Origin of the sequence: Leifsonia sp. YAF41 (genome assembly GCF_052113185.1) — a bacterium.
Classification (GTDB): Bacteria; Actinomycetota; Actinomycetes; order Actinomycetales; family Microbacteriaceae; genus Cryobacterium.
The window spans coordinates 1-23,510 of the sequence record NZ_JBFRCS010000011.1; the positions used below are offsets into that span (position 1 = coordinate 1).

Below are 23,510 nucleotides of genomic sequence, written 5' to 3' on the forward strand. Positions count from 1 at the left end.
TTCAAGCGCTTCTACGCAAGCGAATCAGCCCGCCGCAACGCACTGCCGGCCTGGCTCCACGAATACAATCACCACAGGCCCCACACCGCAATCGGAGGCCAACCACCCATCAGCCGGTTAACTAACCTTGCTGGGCAGTACAACTAGCCAGCCAACGCAAACGCCGCGTGTCGCCCGGAAGGGCGGCACGCGGCGTTTGTCGTTTCGAGGGTGACTCGGGTCCCGAACGGGGCCGGTTCGCGGGTTAGGCGAGCCCGAGAGTGTCGAGGAACAGCGTCGCCAGGCGCGAGGCGTCGACATCGAGGGCGATCTCGGCGGTCTCCCAGACATCCGCGGTGCCGTGCATGGCGTCTTCGCCCGGCCGGGACCGCATGTCCACGAGGGTCTGCCCGCGACCGTAGCCGGCCAGTTCGACGCGCACCGGGCGAATCTCGGTGTAGAGCGCCCCCGGATCGACGAGTGCGCAGACCGCGCCGGCGTCACCGATGAGTCCGGAATGGTGGGTCTCGGCGTCGGTGCCGGCGAAGACGCGATTGGTCAGCAGCGAGCCGACCGTGCGCCCGACGAGGGTCTCGTGTGAGAGCAACGCGGTGGCGGTTGCTTCGTCGACGGCGACGCGATTGAAGACATCGAGGCCGTACATGTAGGTCGGTACGCCGGAGTCGAGCACGATTGCCGCGGCTTCCGGGTCGTGCCAGACGTTGAACTCGGCGACGGCCGTTGCGTTTCCGACGCTCGCGGAGCCGCCCATGAAGACGATGCGTTCGATCTTGCTCGCGATGTCGGGGTACTGACGCAGCAGCAGGGCGAGGTTGGTCTGCGGGGCGAGCGCGACCAGGGTGACCGGCCGGGCGCTGTCCTGGAGCAGCGAGTGCATCAGCTCGACCGAGCTGACCGGCACCGCGGTGCGCTCGCTCGGCGGCAGGCGCAGGGTGCCGAGGCCGCCCTCGCCATGCACGTGCGAAGCGTCGCGGGCCGGTTCGATCAACGGGCGCCGGGCGCCGGCTGCCACCGGGATATCGGGAGCGTCGATGGTGTCGAGAATGCGCAGGGTGTTGTCCACCACGCGCTCGAGTGAGGCATTGCCGGCGACGCAGCTGATGCCGAGCACCTCGATGTCGGGGTGCGCGACGGCGAAGAGGATGGCGAGGGCGTCGTCAACGCCGGTGTCGACGTCGAGGATTACGGGAATCGTGGTCATCTGCCCAGCCTACTTGGGCGGCATTCGCCAGCTCAGCTTCCGCTTGGCTTCCGGCTTAGGTTCCGCGAGACTGCAGTTGTGGTCGGAATAGAGCCCCCAAAGCGGCCACGACTGCAGTCTCGCGGGCGTTAACGACGGATGGCGCCGACTCCAGTGTCAGCGCCATCCGTTCAGAGGTGACGGTGTTGAGGAGCGACTAGCGAACCAGTCGCACCTCGTGGATTTCTTCGCCGAGGAACGGCTGCGTCTGCTCGGCTCCGTCGGCGGTGAAGCCGTTGCGCTTGTAGAAGCCGTGGGCGCGCGGGTTGTCGGAGGCGACCCAGAGGTAGGCCGGTGCGTCGCCACAGGCCGCGTCGAACAGCTTCTGGCCGATGCCGGTGCCGTGGTAGGCATCCAGCAGATAGATGAAGTAGAGCTCGCGCGACCGCGGAGCCTCGTTGTCGCGGGCCGGGCCGGAGCCGGAGAAGCCCACAATCTCGCCGTCGACGAGCGCGGCGTACTGGTGGAACTCTTCGCCCTGGTTCATCCAGTGCGTCCACAGCTCGGCCATGCGGCGCGGGGACAGATTGGCGAGGGTTGCCTCGCTGATCAGGTGGTCATAGGTCTCGTGCCAGCAGGTTGCGTGAACGCGTCCTAGGGCTTCTGCGTCGACGTCTCGTACTGGTCGAACAACTGCTTCGGTGCTCATGAAGTGAGACTAGGCCAGCCCGCGCCCGAAAAGGAAATCGAGCCGACGCAGACACCTCTGCGAGGCTGCTGAGCTCACCTCCGCGAGTGCAATGGTGGCTAACTCCGGTCATCGTCGGTGAGTCCTGTCGGCAGGTCAGCAATGGCGCGGATGTCTGAGGCCGGCGGTTGGGATTACCGGAGTTGCCAACCGCGTCACACGCTGACCGTCGGGAAATCACCGAGACGCAAACCGAGATCTCCGGTGAAACGACCAACGGGCCGGCCTCCGAAGAGACCGACCCGTTGGGTTCAAAGGATGCTGCTGACTAGCCCTGCGCGCGACGAGGAGCCGAGCGGCGTGCGCCACCGGAGGAGGCGCCGCGAACGAGGCCGCCGACCTGCAGGCCGCCGGAACGTCCGCCGCCCTGGCCGCCTTGTCCGCCCGAACGGCCTGAGCCGCCGGCCGAACCGGAACCGTGGGTGCTGGCGCCCTGTGACGAGTTGCCGCCACGAGCCGCAGCGGGACGACCCGAACGGTCACGACGTGCGCCACCGGCGGCAACGGCGTCGCCGCCACGGCCTCCACGCGATTCGCCATCGCGAGCACCGCGTGACTCTCCGCCACGGCCGCCATCGCGCTCGTCACGGTTGGTGCGCTTGCGCTGGGCGTTGGCGCCCTGCGAGCGGCCACCCTGCGACTGGCCGCGCTGGGGCTGCTCCTGGCGCGGCAGCGGCTTGACGTACGCTGCGACCTCGCCGATCAGGGCGGTCACGGCCGGGGACGTCGCGTTCACGCGCTGCGGGGTCACCTTGATGGCGGCCTTCTTCAGCAGCTGTTCGGTGTCCTTCTTCTGGTTCGGAAGCATGACGGTGACGACGTCTCCGGCGCTGCCGGCACGAGCGGTACGGCCCGAGCGGTGCAGGTAGGCCTTGTGCTCTGCCGGCGGGTCAACGTGAATGACCAGCTCGATGTCGTCAACGTGCACGCCGCGAGCAGCGACATCCGTTGCGACCAGAACGCGCACATCGCCGGCCGAGAATGCGGCGAGGTTGCGGTCGCGAGCGACCTGCGACAGGTTGCCGTGCAGGTCGACCGAGGGGATGCCAGAGTCGGTGAGCTGCTTGGCCAGCTTCTTGGCGTGGTGCTTGGTGCGCATGAAGAGGATGCGACGGCCCTTGCCCGAGGCGAGCGCCTGAACGAGGTCCTTCTTCGCGTCGACGCCGTCGACCTCGAAGACGTGGTGGGTCATCGCGGAGACGTGGCTGGTGGCCTCGTCGACCGAGTGCAGCACCTCGTTCTGCAGGAAGCGACGAACGAGCTTGTCCACGCCGTTGTCGAGCGTGGCGCTGAAGAGCAGACGCTGTCCGCCGGACGGGGTCTTGTCGAGGATGCGCGTGACGACGGGCAGGAAGCCCAGGTCGGCCATGTGGTCGGCCTCGTCGAGCACGGTGATCTCAACGGAGTCGAGGTTGACGAAGCCCTGCTTCATCAGGTCTTCGAGACGGCCGGGGCAGGCTACGACGATGTCGACGCCGGCCTTCAGCGCGGTGACCTGACGGCCCTGCGAGACGCCACCGAAGATGGTGGTCGTGTTGAGGCCGTAGGCCTCGGCCATCGGGGTGAGCGCGGCGGAGATCTGGGTGGCGAGCTCGCGGGTCGGCGCGAGGATCAGGCCGAGCGGGCGGCCCGGGCGACGCTTGCCACCGGCCAGCTTGCCGCCGAGGCGGGCGACCATCGGAATGGAGAAGGCCAGGGTCTTGCCCGAGCCGGTCTTGCCGCGGCCGAGCACGTCGCGGCCGTTCAGGGTGTCAGGAAGAGTGTCGACCTGGATGGGGAAAGCGGTGTCGATTCCCTGGGCCGAGAGAACGGCGACGAGGGGAGCGGGCACGCCGAGCGCGCCAAATTTAATTTCAGATTCAGACAAAAGCGGTGCCTTTCAGGCATCAGAGTCCTGCCTTGAAGCGATCCGCACGCAGCGGTAACCGAAACCAGGAGGATTCACGTGGCGAAGGTGCCGAAGGGCACATCCGTTCGCCGTAAGAATTTTTCATTTCCTGGATCGGGGCGGGCGACGGTCATTGTGATGACCGACGCTGTCTCGATGAGAAGAGGGCGTTCTACGACGCAGGGAGCGCGGCTTCGCACTCGCAAGTTCTTCTAGTCTACCGGGCGTTGTCAAATTGGCTGTTCAGAGGCGAAAGGAATGGCCGTCGTTCGGGCCCAGAGGCCAGCCGGCGCAGCTAAAAACCAGGTGGCACGCGACGTCGACGCGACCCTAGTAAAATCGATGGGCGGACAATCGATCGCCGCGCGGGAGCCGAGTGACAGACAACGAACTCGATCGCGAGCGGGCGCGCGTCGCCCGGCTCTATGCACGCCTCGACGCGTTGCGTGCCGACGAAGCCCATCGCCTCGCCACCGTGCGCTCGCAGAAGGTGGGCGGCAACCACCAGATGCGCAGCGAACGCGACGCTCTGGCCCGCATGCACGAAGATCGACTGCTGCAATTGCGTGAGGTTGACGCCCGTCTCGTTTTCGGACGCCTGCAGCTGCCGCATCTTCCGACCGAGGATGCCGAGGCCGGCTTCCGTTACATCGGCCGGATGGGCCTGCGCGATGAAGAGCAGCGCAGCCTGCTGCTGGACTGGCGGGCGCCCCAGGCGAGCGCGTTCTACCAAGCGACCGCAGCTCGCCCGCACGGCGTGCTCGCCCGCCGCCACGTGACCATGCGCGAGCGCGAGGTGATCCGCCTCGACGACGAGGTGTTCGACGCCGACCTGCTGGCCGAAGCCGGAGCCGAGCACAACGTGCAGGGCGAGGGCGCCCTGATGGCCGCCCTCACCGTGCACCGCACCGGGCGGATGCACGACATCGTCGCGACGATCCAGGCCGAGCAAGACCGCATCATCCGTTCAGATATGCGCGGCGCGCTCGTCGTGCAGGGCGGTCCTGGCACCGGAAAGACCGCCGTCGCGCTGCACCGCGCCGCCTACCTGCTCTACACGCACCGCGAGCGGTTGGGGTCGGCCGGCGTGCTGATCGTCGGGCCGTCCGGCGCGTTCTTGCGCTACATCGAAACCGTGCTGCCCTCACTCGGCGAGACCGGCGTCGTGTTGCAGTCTCTCGGGGAGCTCTACCCCGGCGTGATCGCGACCGACGACGATGTGGCCGAGGTCGCGTTGCTCAAGGGTTCGACGCAGTTGGCCGACCTGATCGCGCGTGCCGTCAAGTCGCGTCAGCGCGTGCCGGAGCAGCCACAGCGGATCGAAGTGAACGGCGATGTGCTCATCGTGGAGCCCGCGCTGATCGCGCGGGCGATCGCACGAGCGCAGCAGAGCACGAAGCCGCACAACGAGGCTCGGGTCACCTTCGTGAACCACGCCCTCGACGCGCTGGTCAACCAGCTGGCGACGCAGTTGCGGGCCGGCGGCTACCCGGTCGATGACACCGACCTGGGATTGCTGCGCGAAGACATTCGCGCCTCCCACGACGCCCGCGTTGTGCTGAACACCGCGTGGCTGCCGATGACCGGCGAGAAGCTGATTCAGGACCTCTACGCGCGGCCCGAGTGGCTGGCTTCGCTCACCCCACGGTGGACGCCCGAGAAGCGCGCACTCTTGCTGCGTTCTCGCGACGAACCGTTCACCGTGTCAGACATCCCGTTGCTCGACGAGGCCGCCGAACTGCTCGGCAGCCCGCCTGCCGCTCCTGAAGCAGGGCAGCGCGAGCGTGATCTGCAACGCGCACACGACATCGAGAACGCCGAGGACGCCATCCGCAATGCGGGTGTCGAAGGTATGGTCAGCGCCGAGCAGCTCGCCGACAACTTCGCCGAAACCACCGTGCGTGCGACGACGGCCGAGCGGGCCGGCGCCGACCGCACCTGGACCTATGGTCACGTAGTCGTCGACGAGGCACAGGAACTCTCGCCGATGCAGTGGCGCGTGCTCGTGCGCCGATCGCCGATGCGTTCGTTCACGATCGTCGGCGACATCGCCCAGGCCAGCTCGGCCGGGGCGTCACGCAGCTGGCGGTCGGCACTCGACCCGTTCTTCCGTGGCCGCTGGGATCTCGAAGAGCTCACCGTGAACTACCGCACCCCGGCGCAGATCGCACGCGAGGCCGAGCGGATCGCGACCGAGCACGGTCTGCCAATCACCCCGACGCAGTCGGTGCGCGAGGGCGACTGGCCGATCAGAAACCTGACCGTCGACCTCTCAACTGCGGGGGCGGATGCCGTCGCACCAGGCGATCAGGATGCCGTCGCAGTCGTCGTCGGGGGAGCCGTCGCGGCAACCGTTGCCGCAGCCGTTGAAGACGCCGTGCGTCACGACCGTGGCATTGACGCGTCGGGCACCCTGGCGGTCATCGTTCCGCGGGCTGCACGAGACTCGATTCTGGCTCATCTGGTCGGCGCATTCGGTAACGAGGTCGGTGCCGGAGAACGCGGGCTTGAGCGTCCGCTCGCCGTGCTCACCGCGCACGAGTCGAAGGGCCTCGAGTTCGACAGCGTCATCCTCGCCGACCCCGACGCACTTGTGGCCGAGTCGCCGCGCGGCCATGCGGCGCTCTATGTGGCGATGACGCGTCCGACGCAGCGGCTCACGATGGTGAGGGTGGCGGAGCAGGGCTGACCACTCGGTGGTTGAGGAGCGCCCGACGTGTTTCGAGATGCGGTCTCCTCCGTTGGGTGCTCCTCAACAACCGACGGCCGCGTCTCGAAACCGCGCGAGCCGATCTCTGAACAGTTGCCCATCGCATCCGTGCCCGTCGTACCTGCGCGTGCGCTCAAGTCGTCGGGTCGACGGATGAGCAGGCGACGATTCGGGCGCACACGCGGCCGGTCCCGGGCGCACAGGTGGTCATTCGAGCAGTCGCGGAGTGCAAGCACCCGCTAGTGCGTCGGGTGGTACAGCTCCCCGACGGGAACCTCCACCGCAACAATGTTCCCGGCCTGCGCGAGCGGGCACGCCCACATGGGGTCGTAGGCGCACGAGGGGTTGTAGGCGAAGTTGAAGTCCAGAATCAGGGTGTCGTCGTCGGCGCCGGGGCCGAGATCGGCACCCTTGACCGTGTCGAGCAGGTAACGCCCGCCACCGTAGGTTCCGCCCGGCTTCCCGGCGAGGGCATCCTTCACCGGAAGAAACAGTCCGCCGGCGTAGCTGGCCAGACGCCACAGGTCGAGCGAGCCCAGGTAGGGGATACGCACCGAACCGACCAGATCGAACGGCACCGTGCCATCCGTTCCCGTCTCGACGCTGATGCGCAGGGGCTCCTCAGCCCGGTGCACCTCGACTTCGAAACGCCAATCCGGGTCGTAGGCCGCGATGGGCAGCCCGGTGAATGCGGCGCGGTCATCGGGAAGCAACGGCGAAGACGGATGCCCGGCGAACAGTTCGTCACGCCCCGAACGCCAGAGTTCGTGGCCGGCCGCCGGATTCCTCACGCTCAACTGCCGCACGCCGGCGTAAAGCCCGAAGACGCGGCGGCGCCAATCGGCAATCTGCAAGGCTCCGAGGGATGAGCTCATGCGCTCAGGCTAGCAACGGGATCTCTCCGGCGGCAGGGCGCGTCGCAAATCGGGAGTTCCCGCCTCGAATGCTTTCATGTCGGAGCTTCACCTTGCGGTCGGGTACCCAATTCAGGACGGGAGCGGCGAGTCGCCCTCTTCCGGTGCCCGAAACGGCTGCGACACGCCCTCCGTTCCTGAATTGGGTCCCGCGTGATCGGCCACAAAGTTCGGGTCGTCGACCCCGATGTCGAGCCGCCAGGTCGGTGCGAGGCGCTTGAGTTGCCGCATCCGCCATTGCCAGAACGCCCAGAAACTCGGCCAGAGGGCGAGCGTTGCCGGGCCGGCCTCGAAGATCAGCTGGTCGCGGTAGAGCGTCTTGCCGGTGCCGGCCGGGTCGGCTGAGATCGCCATGCTGTGGTCCCACCGGGTGAGAACCGCGAGCGGACCCGAAACGCCGCGTCCGGTGTCGCGCAGAATCCGCACGCTGCCGTGCTGCCGGGTCGACTCCGTGAGGTTGATGCGTTGGCGGCCGAACGGGATCAGCCCGAGCGCGTGCAAACCGACCGGATGGGCCCCCTCGGCCCAGATGGTCGGAAAGCCCGTCGCCTCCTCGGAGTGCAGGGCCATCAGGGGGGAGCTGACCTCCTGCAAAACTGCCGGGCTGCGCAGGGCGCGCCAGGCGGCATCCGGGTCGCAGTCGAGGATCTCTTTGAGCAGCACGCGCATGCCCCCAGTCTGCGTGCATGGCCGATGCAGTACAACTGAAGCGTGGCAATCAGATACTGGCTCGGGGTCGTGCAGCGTGAAAACGTGCTGCGCGGGGTTGCGCAGGGTTTTGCCCAGACGAACCACGGCGCGCGCGGGCTGCTCGAGCGGATGCAGGAGGCGGATGGCCTCGTCTACTACTCGCCGCGCACGCAGGTCGATGGGGATCCGCTCAAACACTTCACGGCCATCGGACGCATCGTCGACAGCGACGTGTATCAGGCCACGGACTCCGACTATCGCCCGTGGCGGCGCCGGGTCGACTACGACCACGCGGCGGTGGCCACCGCGATCCGGCCACTGCTGCCGGTGCTCGATCTGAGTCGCGGCAACCCGGACTGGGGGTACCAGCTGCGCCGAGGCCTGCTCGAGATCACCAAGCATGACTTCGAGGAGATCCGTCAGCAGATGCGACGACCGTCGGCTGACGACCGCCGCCGGTAGCGTCGGCCGCTTTCTTCGCCGAGTTTGACACTTGCGGTCGAGCTTGACCGGCACAGCAAGCAAACTCGACCGCAACGCTCAAACTCGGCGCATGCACGTGAGCGGATGCTGCGCGCAGCAGGTGCGGTGCCTCGCGACCCGTGGGGCGAGCTCGTCGAAGCGCGCGCCGCTACCCTCCGCTACCCTCCGCTGGCCTCCGCTGCCCTGGGCGCGGGGTATCCCGCGAGGCGAGCGGAACACACCGCGCCCAGCGGGATACCCCGCGTCGGACTGCTCGGCAGCGCCGTGCCCGCCCGCTTGCCCGCCCGCTTGGGAGCGCGATCGGACGACCGCCCCCGCGGCACGGCGCCGCTCCCGGTTTCATTAGACTCGAACCATGGCTGGCGAACTCTGGTGGGTACCCTCGCTCATCGTTCTCGCGGCCGTTGCAGCGGGAGTGCTGGCGCTCGTTTCGGTGCTGCGCCGCCGCACCCGCGCGCGGATCGCTGCCGAGAAAGCGGATGCCGCCGACCTCGCACGCACTGCGGCGATCAGCCTCGTTCGTGCCGATGATCTCGTGCAGTCCGCTGCCGACGAGTTGAGCTTTGCGATCGCCCAGTTCGGCGAGAACGCCACCCACGAGTTCGCGACCGCGCTCACGACGTCACGTCGACAGCTCCGAGATGCGTTCGCCCTCCAGCAGAAGCTCGACGACGCTGTGCATGATTCCGATTCGGAGCGCCGCCGTTGGAACGAGCAGATCGTCACTCTGGCGACCGAGGCGACCGCCCGGATCGACGCCCAAACCCGCACGTTCGACTCCCGACGCGGAGTTGAACGCGAGGCGCCGGCGTTGCTCAACCAGCTCCAGCGCCGTCTGCTTCGTGCGGCCGACCGAATCGAGAGCGGAAAAGCCACCCAGGACCGCCTCGCCCTGACGTATGCGGCACCGGCGCTCGCCGCAATCGGCGCGAATCTTGACCGGGCAATCGCCTCACTCGATGAGGCGCGCACGGCTGCCGACGAGGCATCCGCTCGGGTCAGCCGCGGCGCCAACGAGCCAGTCGGCGACCAGATGCGCGCTGCCGAGCACAGCCTGTTTCGCGCCACCCAAGTGCTCGACGCCATCGAAACCGGCGAGGACCAGTTGCACATCGGTTATGCCACCCTCGTCAGCGCGCTCGCGGCGGCGGATGCCGAGCTGGCCGAGGCCCGCGCACTGCGTGACACGCACGAGGAAACCGCGGCGCGTGCCACCCTCAACAGCGTGATCGCCCGGGCCGACCGGGTTGTCCTGGAGCTGCGCGATCCGGCGCGCCTGTCCGACCCGGCCGCGGACCTCGTGCGCTTGCGTGAGGCCATGGATGGCCTGGATGTGACGCGCTCGGAGGCGCGCAACCGGCAACTTCGCCTGGACAACGCGCGGGATGCGCTCACCGGCGCGCTGCTCGCGGCGCGCAGCCAGATTGCTGTGACCCGCGACTACATCACGACCCGCGCCGGTCGCGTCGGTGCTCCGGCCCGCACTCGTCTCGCAGAGGCGGAGCGCCAGCTCTCCCTCGCCGAGGCGGAGGCAGACCCGGTGACGGCGCTCGACACGGCCCGGCGGGCGATGACCCTCGCGACCGACGCCGATGCTCTCGCGCGCTTTGACGCGCTCGGCGTGCAGTAGTCCTCGGTGCGCAGGCGCCTCGGCGTGCTGGTAGCTCCTCTGTGTTGGCGCGGCTTTGCGTTGGTAACTCCTGCAATCCGCCGAATCCCGCGCAGCGGCCCGCGGATCAGTGCGGCGGACTTGAGTCCGGCCAGGCGATTGCAGGAGTTAGCCACCATTCGACTCGGCCACGGAGCGGGCGTGGGCCATGCCTGGGCCGAGACGGGGCCCCGGCCCAGGTCGGCGGGGGCTAATGGCCCAGGTCCGCGGGGGCCAATTCAGGAAAAGCCAGAGCGGAGGCGGCCTGCGACCTCGAACCACTGCGACCAATGCCGGCATACCGCAGGAATTTCCTGAGTTAGCCACACATCGGCCCGAGAACACGGGCGGCTGGGGCGACGAGACGCCGCGTGACGGTGCGACCCCCACGCAATGCAGAGTGCCGAGTAGCCTGAAACCGTGAACGAGACGCAGCAGGCATATCAGGTCAGATTCGACTGGGGAACCGCAGGGTTTCAGGGTCTCTCCAGTAGTGCCGACGTTGTCGTCATTGCCGACGCGCTGCCGGCCACCACGACCAACGGCGCTCATTTCGCCGGTGCCGCCGGCCGAGCGCCGGATGGGCGTGCCCAGCACATCATCCCGGCCAGCTTCAACAATCGCACGGCCGTCGCCGACTGGGTGCTTGCCCGTCAGGCCGAAAAGGGTGCGCGATTCTCGGTCGCCGTCATCGCGGCTGGTGAGCGCCGCGCCGACGGGAGCCTCCGCTTCGCGGTTGAGGACCTCTTCGTTGCCGGCGCCGTCATCGACGCACTCTCGACCCTCGGGATCGACCACTGCTCGCCCGAAGCGGCCGCGGCATCCGCGGCGTTCGTCGGTCTGAAACAGGCGATTCGTCACCTCGTCAGCGCCTCTGAGACGGGGCTGGCGCTGGCGGCGCTGGGTCGCCAGGAGGAGATCCGTGCGGCAAGCCAACTGGATTCCAGCACCGAGGTCAGCGCCACCGGGGAATTCCACTTTCTCGCCTGATCGGTTGACCTTCGCCAGCTGCCCCGCGTACAAGTCCGCGCAAGCAGCCGACGCACGAGCCGCAGCCGGCCGGAGCCGCAGCTGAATGGAGCCGCCGCCGAGTGGCCGATCCCGGCTAGGGCAGAAGTGGTTTCTCGAACGCATGGCGCGCGACCCGCGGCCGCGACAGAGTGCTCGTGCGCGGAGCGTTCGCCGCCGACTCGGACGTCGCTGCGGGAGCGGCTGAGGCAGCGTTCCGCTCCCGGAACGCCCGCACCTTCGCCCGGTTGCCGCACCGCTGCATCGAGCACCAGCGGCGGTTGGCCGAACGCGAGGTGTCGAGATACAAAATCGTGCAGTCGTCGGCCGAGCAGTAGCGAATTCGTCCGTCGGTGTCGGGTCCGAACAGCTCGACGGCCGTGCGCGCCAGGGTCGACAGTGCTTGCCCGGCGCGCGGCGAGGTGCGGCCGGCCTGACGTGATCCGCCGGTTAGCGCGGGCGGGATGTCTGGGGTCGCCGCGAACAGATTGACGATGTCGATGTCCTGCCCGTCAACATCGCGGCCGTCGGCCGCCGCCCGGGCGAGACGCGCGATCGCGCCGCGGAGGGCCAGTGCATCGGTGAGGTCGCGATCCTGAGTCTGGATGCGTGGGGTCGGCGCTGCGGAGGGAGCGGCCGAGTCGGCGACCTCGACCTGAGGGGAGTAACGTTCATTGAGCCAGTCAGCGAGGTCGCCCGCCGTGTGCAGGAGCTCTCCGGCCGGGTTCTCGCCAAGAGCGCCGGTGTAGGCGAAGTCGAGTGCGATCGACCCCGAGTCAAACCACCACCGCTGTCCGTCGGTTGAGACCAGCCATTGGCCGGTCTGTCCGGTGCGAGCGGTGTCGTGGTTCACAAGCGTCATGTAACCAGTGTATCTGGTTACATGACGCCTCTCAGCTCCCCGTTGCCGCGGCAGCCCGTCGCCGCGCGGCCGCCGTGATCTCCCGCCGCGACCAGGTGATGAGGTGAGCGGCGCTGAAGCCGCGACCGCAGAGTCCGCAGGCCAACGGGCGGGTCGGTTGGCGATAGCGATAGTGCGTGTGTCCGGCCGGGCAGGTGCCGACCCAGGGGGCGAGTTCGTCGGCGATCTCGCCGTCGTGCGTGCGTTTTCCGTCGTAGCCGATGTTCGCCGCCACAACTTTCCAGCGTGGACCGTGCCCGGCCCGCGGGCCGGCGAGGGCGTGCGCCACTTCGTGCAGCAGTATCTGGTGGATCTCATCGTCGTCATACCGGGCGGCAAGGTAGCGGGACACGGTGATGTGCTTGTCGGTGAAATTGCACAGCCCGGCGCGCTTCTTCGCATTGTCGTAACCGAATGACCAACTGCGGTCGAGGTGCAAGGCGATGAGGGCATCCGCCCAGACGCGCACCCGGTCGAGGTCGGCCATCAGGGCGCCACCTGCACCTGGTAGAGGCGATCGTCGCCCGCGGCGGGGTCGCCCCGGCCATCCGTGTTGTTGCTCATAAACCACAGTGTGCCATTCGGGCCTGACGTCACGTCACGCAGTCGGCCGTAGGCGTGGACAAACCAGTCATCGACGTCCCCTGTGGACAATTGGATGCGCCACAGTCGTTCCCCGCGCAAACTCGCCATGAACAGGCTGTCGCCCACGATCGCGATCCCGCTGGGGCTGGCCTCGTCGGTCGGCCACTCGTGTACCGGGTTCACGAACGTGGGGTCACCGGCCCCGGCCTCAGCGATCCCCTCGACAATCGGCCAGCCGTAGTTGCCGCCGGCGACGATGCGATTGAGCTCATCCCAGGTGTTCTGGCCGAACTCGCTCGCCCAGAGCTGCCCCTGGGCATCCCAGGCGATCCCCTGCGGGTTGCGATGCCCGTAGGAGTACACGAGCGTGCCGAACGGGTTGCCGGCCGGCACCTCGCCGGTGGCCGTCATCCGCAGAATCTTGCCGCCGAGCGAGCTGAGATCCTGCGCATTGGCGGTGTTTCCGGCATCGCCGGCCGTCGCATAGAGCAGCCCGTCCGGTCCGAACGCGATGCGGCCGCCGTCGTGATTTCCCGCCTTCGGGATGCCCGCCAGCACGACCTCGGGCGCCCCCAGCCCGTAGCCTCCCGCAGAACCGGTCAACGGCATCCGCACGATTCGATTGTCGTCGGCGGCGGTGACATACGCGTAGAGCCAGCCGGACTCTCCGGGAGCGAGGCGGGACGGGAGGTCGGGCGGCGAGCCGGGAGCGGCGGACGCGGCGGACGCGGCGGACGCGGCGGACGCGGCGGACGCGGCGGACGCGGCAGATGCGGCCGTCGCGGACAGGAACGCGAGCCCGAGCAGGCCACCCTCTCCGCCGGGACGCGCCTCTGGGACGGCGCCCACATCGCGAAGGGTTCCGTCGGGCAGCAATTCACGAACCGTCGCAGTGTCACGTTGACTGATCAGGGTTCCCCCGTCGAGTGCCGGCAGGCGAAGGATCGACCACGGCGCGTCAAGGCCGGAGGCGATCGCGACGGGATCGCCGACCGGGCGCACCGGCAACGCCACGGGTGCGGGCGGCATCGTCGACGAGGGGGTGGCACGCTCGGTCGCGGGCACGCCGCTCGACGGGGTCGCGCGCTGACCGCTGAGAGTGCAGCCGCCCAGGAGCACAGCGACACTCACGCAGATCGCTGTCGCGACACCGAACGCTCGCTTGGGCATTGTCACTTTCTTCCTCGCTGTGAGGTCAGAGGGGACTGCTGTGCATCAAGCATGCCGCAACTCAGGAGGCGAGGCCAGGCAGGCGAGACAGGCGAGGCGTAGCGACGCGAGAGCCAGGAAATCGACGAATCAGCGGGATGCGTTGTCGGCGGCGATGAACTTCTCGATCACCGCGACGGCGAGCAATGAGTTCTCGAGTTCTTGGGCAGACGCTCCGGCCCGCTCACGCAGAAACAGGGTTGCCGTGAAATCGGCTGCGGCTGCCTCGTAGTTGCCCTGATCGAAGTGAACTTTGCCCCGATTTTCGCGGGCAGAAGCTGCGACATCCAGCCAGTCGTGGGCTTCGGCTTCCTGCACACAGTGGCTCAGCTCGGCCTGGGCCTCGTCAAGCTTGCCCTGGTACTGCTGCACCTGGGCACGACGGATGCGACTGGAGGCGAGCTGCTGCCGGTCGCCGGTGAACCGTGACAGACGCACGGCCTCGTTGGCGATCAGTGCCGCTTCGTCGAGGCGATCGATCAGGCGCAGCAGGGTGATCTTCTCTTCGAGCGCGGACAGGCTGCGCAATTCGCCGAGTTCGTCGAGCCGTGCGAGGGCCGCCTGTGGGTCTGCTTGCTCGCGCAATGTCGTTGCGTCATAGCCGATGATGATGCTCAGGATGAGTCCAGTCTTGAGAGCGGCGGCGTGAGCCACAGGGGCGTCCGGGTGGTCTTCAGGATAACCCGCAACTCAGCGAGAATCACCCGCGAATGGGGGATACCGCGAAATCGCCCGGCGCTCAGCGCCCGATCTGAAAGACGGTGCGTCCGGGCAGCGGTGAGGGCGTGGCGGTCTCGTCGGTCACAACCTGAGCGCTGGCCATGAATTGCTTCAATTCGGTGCCCTCGATCACCTTGGCCGGATGCGGTCCGCCGGCCAGGAGGCGCGGAATCCAGTCCAGGTCGATCGGCGTGTGCGCGGCGACGAAAACGATGTTGCCGAACCGCCGACCCTTCAACACCTGCGTCTCGGCCAGGCCGATCACATGACCGAAAACCGCCGACAGAGTGGCGGCCTGGCTGCGCGCGAACGCCAGTCCCGGACCGTCTGCCACGTTGACGGCAAGCACCCCGCGCTTGGACAGCAGGGGAGCGGTGAGCTCGTAGAACTCGCGGCTCGTCACATGGGCCGGGGTGCGCGCCCCCGAGAAGATGTCGACGACGACGAGGTCGACGGCGCCGTGCAGGCCGGCCGGCAGCTTCGCCAGCACCTCGCGCGCGTCGCCGTGCCGCACGCGCAGCTGAGCCTTCTTGTCCCAGGGGAGTTCGGCCCGCACGAAGTCGATCAGGTCGCTCTCCAGCTCGACGACCTGCTGGCGGGAACCCGGCCGAGTCGCCTCCACATAGCGGGGGAGAGTTAAAGCTCCGGCTCCGAGGTGCACGGCCGTGATCGGTTCGCCGGGATCGCCGAGCAAGTCGATCACATGCCCGATCCGCTGAATGTATTCGAAGAACAGCTCACCCGGGTTATCGAGATTGACATGTGACTGCGGCGTGCCATCCACCACCAGCTGATAGCTGCCCGGAGTGAACCGGTCGGGTTCGACGATGGCCGTGTGTCCGCTCAGTTTCAATGTCACTGACGGATGCTGCGTCTCGCCTCTACTCATCCCTCAAGTCTGCGGCATCCAGACCCTCGTTCACCCCGCGAACCTGCAGTTGTCGGTGCCTCCCGCGCGCTGAGGCTCCGACAACTGCAGTTTCGCGGGAGAGAGCGGGAGGCGAGGAGAGAGGGAGAGAGAGAGAGAGAGAGAGAGAGGGGAAAGGGGGAGAGAGTGCGGAGAGAAGAAGGGAAACGGATGCGAAGCCTGGGTTATACCCGAGAATCCAGATGAGGTCAAGAAAAGAGTAGACATGGGGGTTACAAGAGCATATAGTTGTTCTTTGCGCTCCCAGACATACCTCTGCCTTCATATTGCGGTCGGCTTTGCGTGCTCAAGCCACCTTGCGGCACTTCTTCATTGAGATTTCACCGATTAAACACCGGCGAATATCTCCGAGGGTCTGTGGAGTACTCCATTACTAACAGTAACTAGACCTGACGGGGTCCACGGAGGTTATTTCCTTGGCTGCTGCGCGCAACGCAACCACCAATTCACCCAAGAACGGCCGCTCTGCTGGGCGTCTTTCGTTCGCAAAGATCACCGATACTCTCACTGTTCCGGATCTGCTCGCTTTGCAGACCGAGAGCTTTGACTGGCTCGTCGGAAACGACGCCTGGAAGCAGCGCGTCGCCGAGGCACAGGCCGAGGGTCGTCACGACCTGCCGAGCCGCACCGGACTCGACGAGATCTTCGAAGAGATCAGCCCGATCGAAGACCTCAGCGAAACCATGCAGCTGTCGTTCACCAATCCGGAGCTTGAGCCGGAGAAGTACACCATTGACGAGTGCAAGGAAAAGGGTAAGACCTACTCCGCACCGCTCTATGTGAACGCTGAGTTCATGAACCACCTCACCGGTGAGATCAAGACCCAGACCGTGTTCATGGGTGACTTCCCGCTGATGACCCCCAAGGGCACATTCGTGATCAACGGCACCGAGCGTGTCGTCGTTTCGCAGCTCGTGCGCTCCCCGGGTGTCTACTTCGACCGCCAGCAGGAGAAGACGTCTGACAAGGACATCTACTCCGCTCGCGTCATCCCGAGCCGTGGTGCATGGCTTGAGTTCGAGATCGACAAGCGCGACCAGGTTGGCGTGCGCATCGACCGCAAGCGCAAGCAGTCGGTCACGGTCTTCCTGAAGGCCCTCGGCCTCACCAGCGAAGAGATCCTCGAGGAGTTCAAGGGCTTCGCGTCCATCGAGCTCACCCTTGAGAAGGACAACATCCTCACCAAGGAAGAAGCCCTCAAGGACATCTACCGCAAGCTCCGCCCGGGCGAGCAGGTTGCTGCTGAAGCTGCCCGCGCTCTGCTCGACAACTTCTTCTTCAACTCCAAGCGCTACGACCTGGCCAAGGTTGGTCGTTACAAGATCAACCAGAAGCTGGGCCTCGAGGCACCGCTGACCGACTCCGTGCTGACGCTCCAGGACATCCTGGCCACGATCAAGTACCTGGTTGCTCTTCACGACAACCAGACCACGATCGCCGGCACCCGCGCCGGCAAGGCCACCGACATCCGGATCGATATCGATGACATCGACCACTTCGGAAACCGTCGTATCCGCGCCGTTGGTGAGCTCATCCAGAACCAGGTTCGCACTGGTCTGTCCCGCATGGAGCGCGTCGTTCGCGAGCGCATGACCACGCAGGACATCGAAGCGATCACCCCGCAGACCCTGATCAACGTGCGCCCCGTCGTCGCCGCGATCAAGGAGTTCTTCGGAACCAGCCAGCTGTCGCAGTTCATGGACCAGAACAACCCCCTCGCGGGTCTGACGCACAAGCGTCGCCTCTCCGCGCTGGGCCCGGGTGGTCTGTCCCGTGACCGCGCAGGTGTCGAGGTGCGAGACGTTCACCCGTCGCACTACGGCCGCATGTGCCCCATTGAAACCCCTGAAGGCCCCAACATTGGTCTGATCGGTTCGCTCGCATCGTTCGCACGCATCAACGCGTTCGGATTCATCGAGACCCCGTACCGCCGCGTGGTGGATGGCGTCGTCACGGCGACCATCGACTACCTCACGGCCAGCGAAGAAGACGAGCACATCGTCGCGCAGGCCAACGCCCCGCTGACCAAAGAGGCCCGCTTCGCTGAAGACCGCGTTCTGGCCCGCAGCAAGGGTGGAGAGGTTGACCTCTTCCCCAAGGACGAGATCGACTACATGGATGTCTCGCCGCGCCAGATGGTGTCGGTCGCGACCTCGCTCATCCCCTTCCTCGAGCACGACGATGCTAACCGCGCACTCATGGGTGCCAACATGCAGCGTCAGGCCGTTCCGCTTCTGCGTAGCGACAGCCCGCTGGTCGGAACCGGTATGGAGGGCTTCGCGGCCATCGACGCCGGCGATGTTCTCACCGCCGACAAGTCCGGTGTCGTCATGGAGGTGTCGGCTGACGTCGTCACGATCCAGCTCGACGAGGGTGGAACCCAGGATTACTTCCTGCGCAAGTTCGCTCGCTCCAACCAGGGCACCAGCTACAACCACCGCGTTCTCGTCAACGCCGGTGAGCGTATCGAAGCCGGCGAGGTAATCGCCGACGGCCCCGCCACCGACAACGGTGAGCTGGCACTCGGAAAGAACCTCCTCGTGGCATTCATGCCGTGGGAGGGTCACAACTTCGAGGACGCCATCATCCTGAGCCAGAACCTGGTGAAGGATGACGTTCTCTCCTCGATTCACATCGAAGAGTACGAAGTTGACGCTCGCGACACCAAGCTGGGCAAGGAAGAGATCACTCGCGACCTGCCCAACGTTTCGCCGGATCTGCTTGCAGACCTCGACGAGCGTGGCATCATCCGCATCGGTGCAGAGGTTCGCCCCGGCGACATCCTCGTCGGCAAGGTCACACCCAAGGGTGAGACCGAGCTGTCCGCCGAAGAGCGCCTGCTGCGCGCGATCTTCAACGAGAAGAGCCGCGAAGTTCGCGACACCTCGCTGAAGGTTCCCCACGGTGAGCGTGGCACCATCATCGGTGTCAAGGTCTTCGACTCGCAGGATGGCGACGACGAGCTCGGCTCGGGCGTCAACCAGCGCGTTGTGGTCTTCATCGCTCAGAAGCGCAAGATCACCGAGGGCGACAAGCTCGCCGGCCGTCACGGTAACAAGGGTGTCATCTCCAAGATTCTGCCGGTCGAGGACATGCCGTTCCTCGCCGACGGAACCCCGGTCGACATCATCCTGAACCCGCTCGGTATTCCGGGTCGAATGAACTTCGGTCAGGTTCTCGAAACCCACCTCGGCTGGATCGCCAAGCAGGGCTGGCAGGTTGAAGGCAAGCCCAAGTGGGCTGGCCGTCTGCCCGAGGCCGCGCACAGCGCCGCTCCGAACACCAAGGTCGCGACCCCCGTGTTCGACGGTGCTCTCGAGGAGGAAATCGCCGGTCTGCTCGACTCGACGATCCCGACTCGCGACGGCGACCGCTTGATCGACTCGACCGGTAAGGCGCAGCTGTTCGATGGCCGCTCCGGCGAGCCGTACCCGCGCCCGGTCTCGGTCGGCTACATGTACATCCTGAAGCTGCACCACCTCGTTGACGACAAGATCCACGCGCGTTCGACGGGCCCGTACTCCATGATCACGCAGCAGCCGCTGGGTGGTAAGGCACAGTTCGGTGGACAGCGTTTCGGTGAGATGGAAGTGTGGGCGCTCGAAGCGTATGGCGCCGCTTACGCACTGCAGGAACTCCTGACCATCAAGTCGGATGACATCCTCGGCCGCGTCAAGGTGTACGAAGCCATCGTCAAGGGCGAGAACATCCAGGAGCCCGGAATCCCTGAGAGCTTCAAGGTTCTGATCAAGGAAATGCAGTCGCTCTGCCTGAACGTCGAGGTTCTCTCGGCCGACGGAACAGCAGTGAGCCTGCGCGACACGGATGACGAGGTCTTCCGTGCTGCGGAAGAGCTGGGCATCAACATTTCCACCCGGTTCGAGTCGTCGTCAATCGACGACATCTAAACCTGGCCGCTGAAGAGACTCGAAAACTTTCCAAGGAGAGAAATTGCTCGACGTAACAACTTTTGACGAGCTTCGCATTGGCCTGGCTACCGCTGACGACATCCGTCRTTGGTCGCACGGTGAGGTCAAGAAGCCCGAAACCATCAACTACCGCACCCTCAAGCCGGAGAAAGACGGTCTGTTCGGTGAACAGATCTTCGGACCGTCCCGCGACTGGGAGTGCTCCTGCGGCAAGTACAAGCGTGTGCGCTTCAAAGGCATCGTTTGTGAGCGTTGTGGCGTAGAGGTCACGAAGTCGTCGGTGCGCCGTGAGCGCATGGGCCACATCGAACTCGCCGCCCCCGTCACCCACATCTGGTACTTCAAGGGTGTTCCTTCGCGTCTCGGCTACCTGCTGGACATGGCGCCGAAGGACCTCGAGAAGGTCATCTACTTCGCTGCGTACATGGTCATCACCGTGGACGAAGACGGACGCCACCAGGACATGCCGGGCCTTGAGAACGAGCTTCGCCTCGAGATCAAGACCCTGGAAGGCCAGCGCGACACGCGTATTGCCGACCGCCTGCAGCGTCTCGAAACCGACCTCGCAGCCCTCGAGGCTGAAGGCGCGAAGAGCGACCAGAAGAAGCGCACCAAAGACGCAGCTGAAAAGGAGATGAGCCAGACCCGTAAGTCGATTGACGAGCAGATCGCTCACCTCGAGCGTGTTTGGGAAGACTTCCGCACCCTCAAGGTCGGCGACCTGAAGCCGGAAGACTCCGTCTTCCACGAGCTGCAGGACCGCTTCGGCATGTACTTCGAAGCGTTCATGGGCGCCGAAGCCATCAAGAAGCGCCTCGAGGCCTTCGACCTGGTCACCGAAAGCGAAAACCTGCACCTGCAGATCGCCGAGGGCAAGGGCCAGAAGAAGATCCGTGCGATCAAGCGTCTGCGCGTCGTCAACGCCTTCATCACGACCGGCAACTCGCCGGCCGCGATGGTGCTCGACGTCGTGCCGGTCATCCCGCCGGAACTGCGCCCGATGGTGCAGCTCGACGGTGGCCGTTTCGCCACGTCTGACCTCAACGACCTCTACCGTCGTGTGATCAACCGCAACAACCGTCTGCGTCGTCTGCTTGACCTCGGTGCCCCCGAGATCATTGTGAACAACGAGAAGCGGATGCTGCAGGAGGCCGTCGACGCACTGTTCGACAACGGTCGTCGTGGCCGCCCGGTCACGGGTACCGGAAACCGCGCACTGAAGTCCCTGAGCGACATGCTCAAGGGCAAGCAGGGTCGTTTCCGTCAGAACCTGCTCGGTAAGCGCGTTGACTACTCTGGCCGTTCGGTCATCATCGTCGGCCCGCAGCTGAAGCTGCACCAGTGTGGTCTGCCCAAGCAGATGGCTCTGGAGCTCTTCAAGCCGTTCGTGATCAAGCGTCTGATTGACCTGAGCCACGCTCAGAACATCAAGGCCGCCAAGCGCATGGTCGAGCGTTCACGCCCGCAGGTTTGGGACGTGCTCGAAGAGATCATTCGCGAGCGCCCCGTGCTGCTGAACCGTGCACCTACCCTTCACCGTCTGGGCATCCAGGCGTTCGAGCCTCAGCTCGTTGAAGGTAAGGCCATTCAGCTTCACCCGCTCGTGTGTGCTGCGTTCAACGCCGACTTCGACGGTGACCAGATGGCAGTTCACCTGCCGCTGTCCGTCGAGGCGCAGGCCGAGGCCCGCATCCTGATGCTCGCGTCGAACAACATCCTGAAGCCGTCAGACGGTCGCCCGGTGACCCTGCCCACACAGGACATGATCATCGGTCTGCACCACCTGACCATGCTCAAGGAAGGCGTCAACGGCGAAGGCCGCGCGTTCTCCTCGATCGCCGAGGCGATTCTCGCCTTCGACCAGCGTTCAGCAGACGGCACTCCGGCGCTCGACCTGAACGCCAAGGTGCGCATCCGTCTGACCGACAAGTACTTCGCCGAGGGCACGCAGCCCGAAGGCGTCGAGCTCGTCAACGGCCAGGCTGTCGGAACCGTGCTGGTCACCACCACGCTCGGCCGCGCCCTGTTCAACGAGACGCTGCCGACTGACTACCCGTACTTCGAGCAGGTCGCCGACAAGGGCACCCTCTCCGCGATCGTCAATGACCTCGCTGAGCGGTACCCCAAGGTGGAGGTTGCTGCTGCACTCGACAACATCAAGGACGCCGGTTTCCACTGGGCAACCCGTTCCGGTGTGACCGTGGCGCTCAGCGACGTTCTGACCCCGCCGAACAAGCCGCAGATCGTTGCCGGCTACGAGAAGCAGGCCGCTAAGGTTCAGTCGCAGTTCGAGAAGGGTCTCACGACCGACCTCGAGCGTCGTCAGGAGCTCATCCAGATCTGGACTCGCGCAACCGAAGACGTTGCCGCGGCCATGCAGGCGAACTTCCCGACCGACAACACCCTGAACCGCATGGTCACCTCTGGTGCTCGTGGTAACTGGCTGCAGGTTCGTAACATCGCCGGTATGCGAGGCCTGGTGAACAACCCGAAGGGTGAGATCATCCCTCGCCCGATCATCTCGAGCTACCGCGAAGGCCTGTCCGTCGCCGAGTACTTCATTGCTACTCACGGTGCTCGTAAGGGTCTGGCCGACACCGCTCTGCGTACTGCAGACTCGGGATACTTGACGCGTCGTCTCGTTGACGTCTCGCAGGATGTCATCATCCGCGAAGACGACTGCGGCACGACCAAGGGCCTCGAACTGCCGATCGCAACCGTCGACTCGACCGGGACCCTGGTTCGCCACCCCAACGTCGAGAACGCGGTTTACGCTCGCAGCCTGGCTGCAGCCGCGGTCAACGCCAAGGGCGAGGTCGTCGCTGAAGCCGGCGCCGACGTCGGTGACGTGATGATCGACAAGCTGGTTGCGGCCGGCGTCGAGAACATCAAGGTTCGCTCGGTACTGACCTGTGAGTCTGCAGTCGGTGTCTGTGCAGTCTGCTACGGCCGCTCGCTCGCGACTGGTCTGCTCGTCGACATCGGTGAGGCCGTCGGTATCATCGCCGCACAGTCCATCGGTGAGCCGGGAACCCAGCTCACGATGCGTACCTTCCACACCGGTGGATCGGCATCCGCCGATGACATCACCCAGGGTCTTCCCCGGGTGCAGGAGCTCTTCGAAGCGCGTACCCCCAAGGGTGCATCGCCCATCGTCGAGGCCGCCGGTCGCATCACGATCGAAGACACTGACCGCAGCCGCAAGGTGATCCTGACGCCCGACAACGGCGACGAAGCGATCGCCTACCCGGTGCTCAAGCGTTCGACCCTCCTCGTTGAGGACGGCCAGCACGTCGAGCTCGGTCAGCAGGTCATCGTCGGTGCCGTCGACCCGAAGGAAGTTCTTCGCGTCAAGGGTGTCCGTGAGGTGCAGAAGCACCTCGTTGGTGGTGTGCAGGATGTCTACCGCTCGCAGGGTGTGCCGATTCACGACAAGCACATCGAGGTCATCGTTCGTCAGATGCTTCGCAAGGTCACCGTCGTCGAGCACGGCGACACCGGCCTGCTGCCGGGTGAGCTGGTCGACCGCCTGAAGTACAACGAGCTCAACCGTGCTGCGTTGACCGAAGGCAAGAAGACGGCTTCGGCCCGTCAGGAAGTCATGGGTATCACCAAGGCTTCGCTGGCGACCGAGTCCTGGCTGTCGGCCGCTTCCTTCCAGGAGACCACCCGGGTTCTGACCCAGGCGGCCATGGAAGGCAAGAGCGACCCGCTGATGGGCCTCAAGGAGAACGTGATCATCGGTAAGTTGATCCCGGCCGGTACCGGTCTCCCGCGTTACCGCGACGTCACCGTCGAGGCAACCGAAGAAGCCAAGGCTGAGCGTTACCCGAACCGCATCTTCACCGACGATGCAGCGTTCAACGAGGGTGACCTGAGCTTTGTCGACTTCGACAGCTTCAGCTCGGACGACTTCACGCCCGGTACGTACAACTAAGTAGTCGGTTCTGCTTCACGAACTGACTGAGT

The 23,510-nt window shown here is 65.8% G+C and carries 17 protein-coding genes; 7 read left to right on the forward strand and 10 right to left on the reverse strand.

The annotated features are described in order from the left end of the window. Nucleotides 1-147: integrase core domain-containing protein (locus AB4Y63_RS13670; protein ID WP_441791731.1), on the forward strand; the 147-nt coding region annotated here is incomplete at its 5' end. 97 nt (nt 148-244) lie between these two features. Here the strand turns inward: AB4Y63_RS13670 and AB4Y63_RS13675 are convergent. The 3 genes from AB4Y63_RS13675 to AB4Y63_RS13685 form a co-directional block, all read right to left on the reverse strand. Beyond that, a complete protein-coding gene (locus AB4Y63_RS13675; RefSeq protein WP_441791611.1) occupies nt 245-1,201 on the reverse strand; it encodes a nucleoside hydrolase in 957 nt (318 codons plus the stop codon). A gap of 196 nt (nt 1,202-1,397) precedes the next feature. Further along, on the reverse strand, nt 1,398-1,889 hold the full coding sequence (locus tag AB4Y63_RS13680) for a GNAT family N-acetyltransferase (RefSeq protein WP_441791612.1): 492 nt from the start codon (nt 1,887-1,889) through the stop codon (nt 1,398-1,400). Between the two features lie 307 nt (nt 1,890-2,196). Continuing rightward, a complete protein-coding gene (locus AB4Y63_RS13685; protein WP_441791613.1) occupies nt 2,197-3,795 on the reverse strand; it encodes a DEAD/DEAH box helicase in 1,599 nt (532 codons plus the stop codon). A gap of 397 nt (nt 3,796-4,192) precedes the next feature. On the opposite strand from AB4Y63_RS13685, the gene AB4Y63_RS13690 reads away from it, so the two are divergent. Then, entirely contained in the window at nt 4,193-6,505 is a 2,313-nt protein-coding gene (locus tag AB4Y63_RS13690; RefSeq protein ID WP_441791614.1) for a HelD family protein, read from the forward strand. A gap of 260 nt (nt 6,506-6,765) precedes the next feature. Here AB4Y63_RS13690 and AB4Y63_RS13695 read toward each other — a convergent pair whose 3' ends face one another. Both AB4Y63_RS13695 and AB4Y63_RS13700 read right to left on the reverse strand, forming a co-directional pair. Further along, nucleotides 6,766-7,401, reverse strand: a complete 636-nt coding sequence (locus tag AB4Y63_RS13695) for a DUF1684 domain-containing protein (protein ID WP_441791615.1) — start codon at nt 7,399-7,401, stop codon at nt 6,766-6,768. Nucleotides 7,402-7,512: 111 nt separating this feature from the next. Beyond that, nucleotides 7,513-8,109: a hypothetical protein gene (locus AB4Y63_RS13700; protein WP_441791616.1), complete on the reverse strand. Its 597-nt coding sequence runs from the start codon at nt 8,107-8,109 to the stop codon at nt 7,513-7,515. A gap of 42 nt (nt 8,110-8,151) precedes the next feature. On the opposite strand from AB4Y63_RS13700, the gene AB4Y63_RS13705 reads away from it, so the two are divergent. The 3 genes from AB4Y63_RS13705 to AB4Y63_RS13715 all read left to right on the forward strand — a co-directional run bounded on the left by AB4Y63_RS13705 (nt 8,152) and on the right by AB4Y63_RS13715 (nt 11,251). Next, nucleotides 8,152-8,592 (forward strand): EVE domain-containing protein, encoded by a 441-nt coding sequence (locus AB4Y63_RS13705; protein WP_441791617.1) that lies wholly within the window; start codon nt 8,152-8,154, stop codon nt 8,590-8,592. 376 nt (nt 8,593-8,968) lie between these two features. Beyond that, entirely contained in the window at nt 8,969-10,243 is a 1,275-nt protein-coding gene (locus tag AB4Y63_RS13710) for a hypothetical protein (protein ID WP_441791618.1), read from the forward strand. A 438-nt stretch (nt 10,244-10,681) separates the two neighbouring features. Next, complete coding sequence (locus tag AB4Y63_RS13715) at nt 10,682-11,251, forward strand: 2-phosphosulfolactate phosphatase (RefSeq protein WP_441791619.1); 570 nt, start codon at nt 10,682-10,684, stop codon at nt 11,249-11,251. A gap of 115 nt (nt 11,252-11,366) precedes the next feature. Here AB4Y63_RS13715 and AB4Y63_RS13720 read toward each other — a convergent pair whose 3' ends face one another. From AB4Y63_RS13720 to AB4Y63_RS13740, 5 genes are all read right to left on the reverse strand, one after another. Beyond that, complete coding sequence (locus AB4Y63_RS13720; protein ID WP_441791620.1) at nt 11,367-12,131, reverse strand: CGNR zinc finger domain-containing protein; 765 nt, start codon at nt 12,129-12,131, stop codon at nt 11,367-11,369. Between the two features lie 31 nt (nt 12,132-12,162). Further along, nucleotides 12,163-12,657 (reverse strand): SprT-like domain-containing protein, encoded by a 495-nt coding sequence (locus tag AB4Y63_RS13725; RefSeq protein ID WP_441791621.1) that lies wholly within the window; start codon nt 12,655-12,657, stop codon nt 12,163-12,165. Continuing rightward, complete coding sequence (locus AB4Y63_RS13730; protein WP_441791622.1) at nt 12,657-13,925, reverse strand: PQQ-dependent sugar dehydrogenase; 1,269 nt, start codon at nt 13,923-13,925, stop codon at nt 12,657-12,659. Before AB4Y63_RS13730 ends, AB4Y63_RS13725 begins: the two co-directional genes overlap by 1 nt. Before the next feature lie 129 nt (nt 13,926-14,054). Then, on the reverse strand, nt 14,055-14,618 hold the full coding sequence (locus AB4Y63_RS13735) for a hypothetical protein (protein WP_441791623.1): 564 nt from the start codon (nt 14,616-14,618) through the stop codon (nt 14,055-14,057). Between the two features lie 85 nt (nt 14,619-14,703). Further along, a complete protein-coding gene (locus tag AB4Y63_RS13740) occupies nt 14,704-15,573 on the reverse strand; it encodes a spermidine synthase (RefSeq protein ID WP_441791624.1) in 870 nt (289 codons plus the stop codon). A 455-nt stretch (nt 15,574-16,028) separates the two neighbouring features. Here AB4Y63_RS13740 and rpoB point away from each other — a divergent pair, with 455 nt between their 5' ends. Both rpoB and AB4Y63_RS13750 read left to right on the forward strand, forming a co-directional pair. Then, entirely contained in the window at nt 16,029-19,520 is a 3,492-nt protein-coding gene (gene rpoB / locus AB4Y63_RS13745; protein ID WP_441791625.1) for a DNA-directed RNA polymerase subunit beta, read from the forward strand. A 43-nt stretch (nt 19,521-19,563) separates the two neighbouring features. Next, a complete protein-coding gene (locus AB4Y63_RS13750) occupies nt 19,564-23,478 on the forward strand; it encodes a DNA-directed RNA polymerase subunit beta' (RefSeq protein WP_441791626.1) in 3,915 nt (1,304 codons plus the stop codon). The last annotated feature ends 32 nt before the right edge of the window (nt 23,479-23,510 follow it).

Excerpts from the sequence above, each read along its gene's own strand:
- AB4Y63_RS13675 (WP_441791611.1), bottom strand. The coding sequence starts at position 1,201 with ATGACCACGATTCCCGTAATCCTCGACGTCGACACCGGCGTTGACGAC.
- AB4Y63_RS13680 (WP_441791612.1), bottom strand. The coding sequence starts at position 1,889 with ATGAGCACCGAAGCAGTTGTTCGACCAGTACGAGACGTCGACGCAGAA.
- AB4Y63_RS13695 (WP_441791615.1), bottom strand. The coding sequence starts at position 7,401 with ATGAGCTCATCCCTCGGAGCCTTGCAGATTGCCGATTGGCGCCGCCGC.
- AB4Y63_RS13700 (WP_441791616.1), bottom strand. The coding sequence starts at position 8,109 with ATGCGCGTGCTGCTCAAAGAGATCCTCGACTGCGACCCGGATGCCGCC.
- AB4Y63_RS13710 (WP_441791618.1), top strand. The coding sequence starts at position 8,969 with ATGGCTGGCGAACTCTGGTGGGTACCCTCGCTCATCGTTCTCGCGGCC.
- AB4Y63_RS13720 (WP_441791620.1), bottom strand. The coding sequence starts at position 12,131 with ATGACGCTTGTGAACCACGACACCGCTCGCACCGGACAGACCGGCCAA.
- AB4Y63_RS13725 (WP_441791621.1), bottom strand. The coding sequence starts at position 12,657 with ATGGCCGACCTCGACCGGGTGCGCGTCTGGGCGGATGCCCTCATCGCC.
- AB4Y63_RS13730 (WP_441791622.1), bottom strand. The coding sequence starts at position 13,925 with ATGCCCAAGCGAGCGTTCGGTGTCGCGACAGCGATCTGCGTGAGTGTC.
- AB4Y63_RS13740 (WP_441791624.1), bottom strand. The coding sequence starts at position 15,573 with ATGAGTAGAGGCGAGACGCAGCATCCGTCAGTGACATTGAAACTGAGC.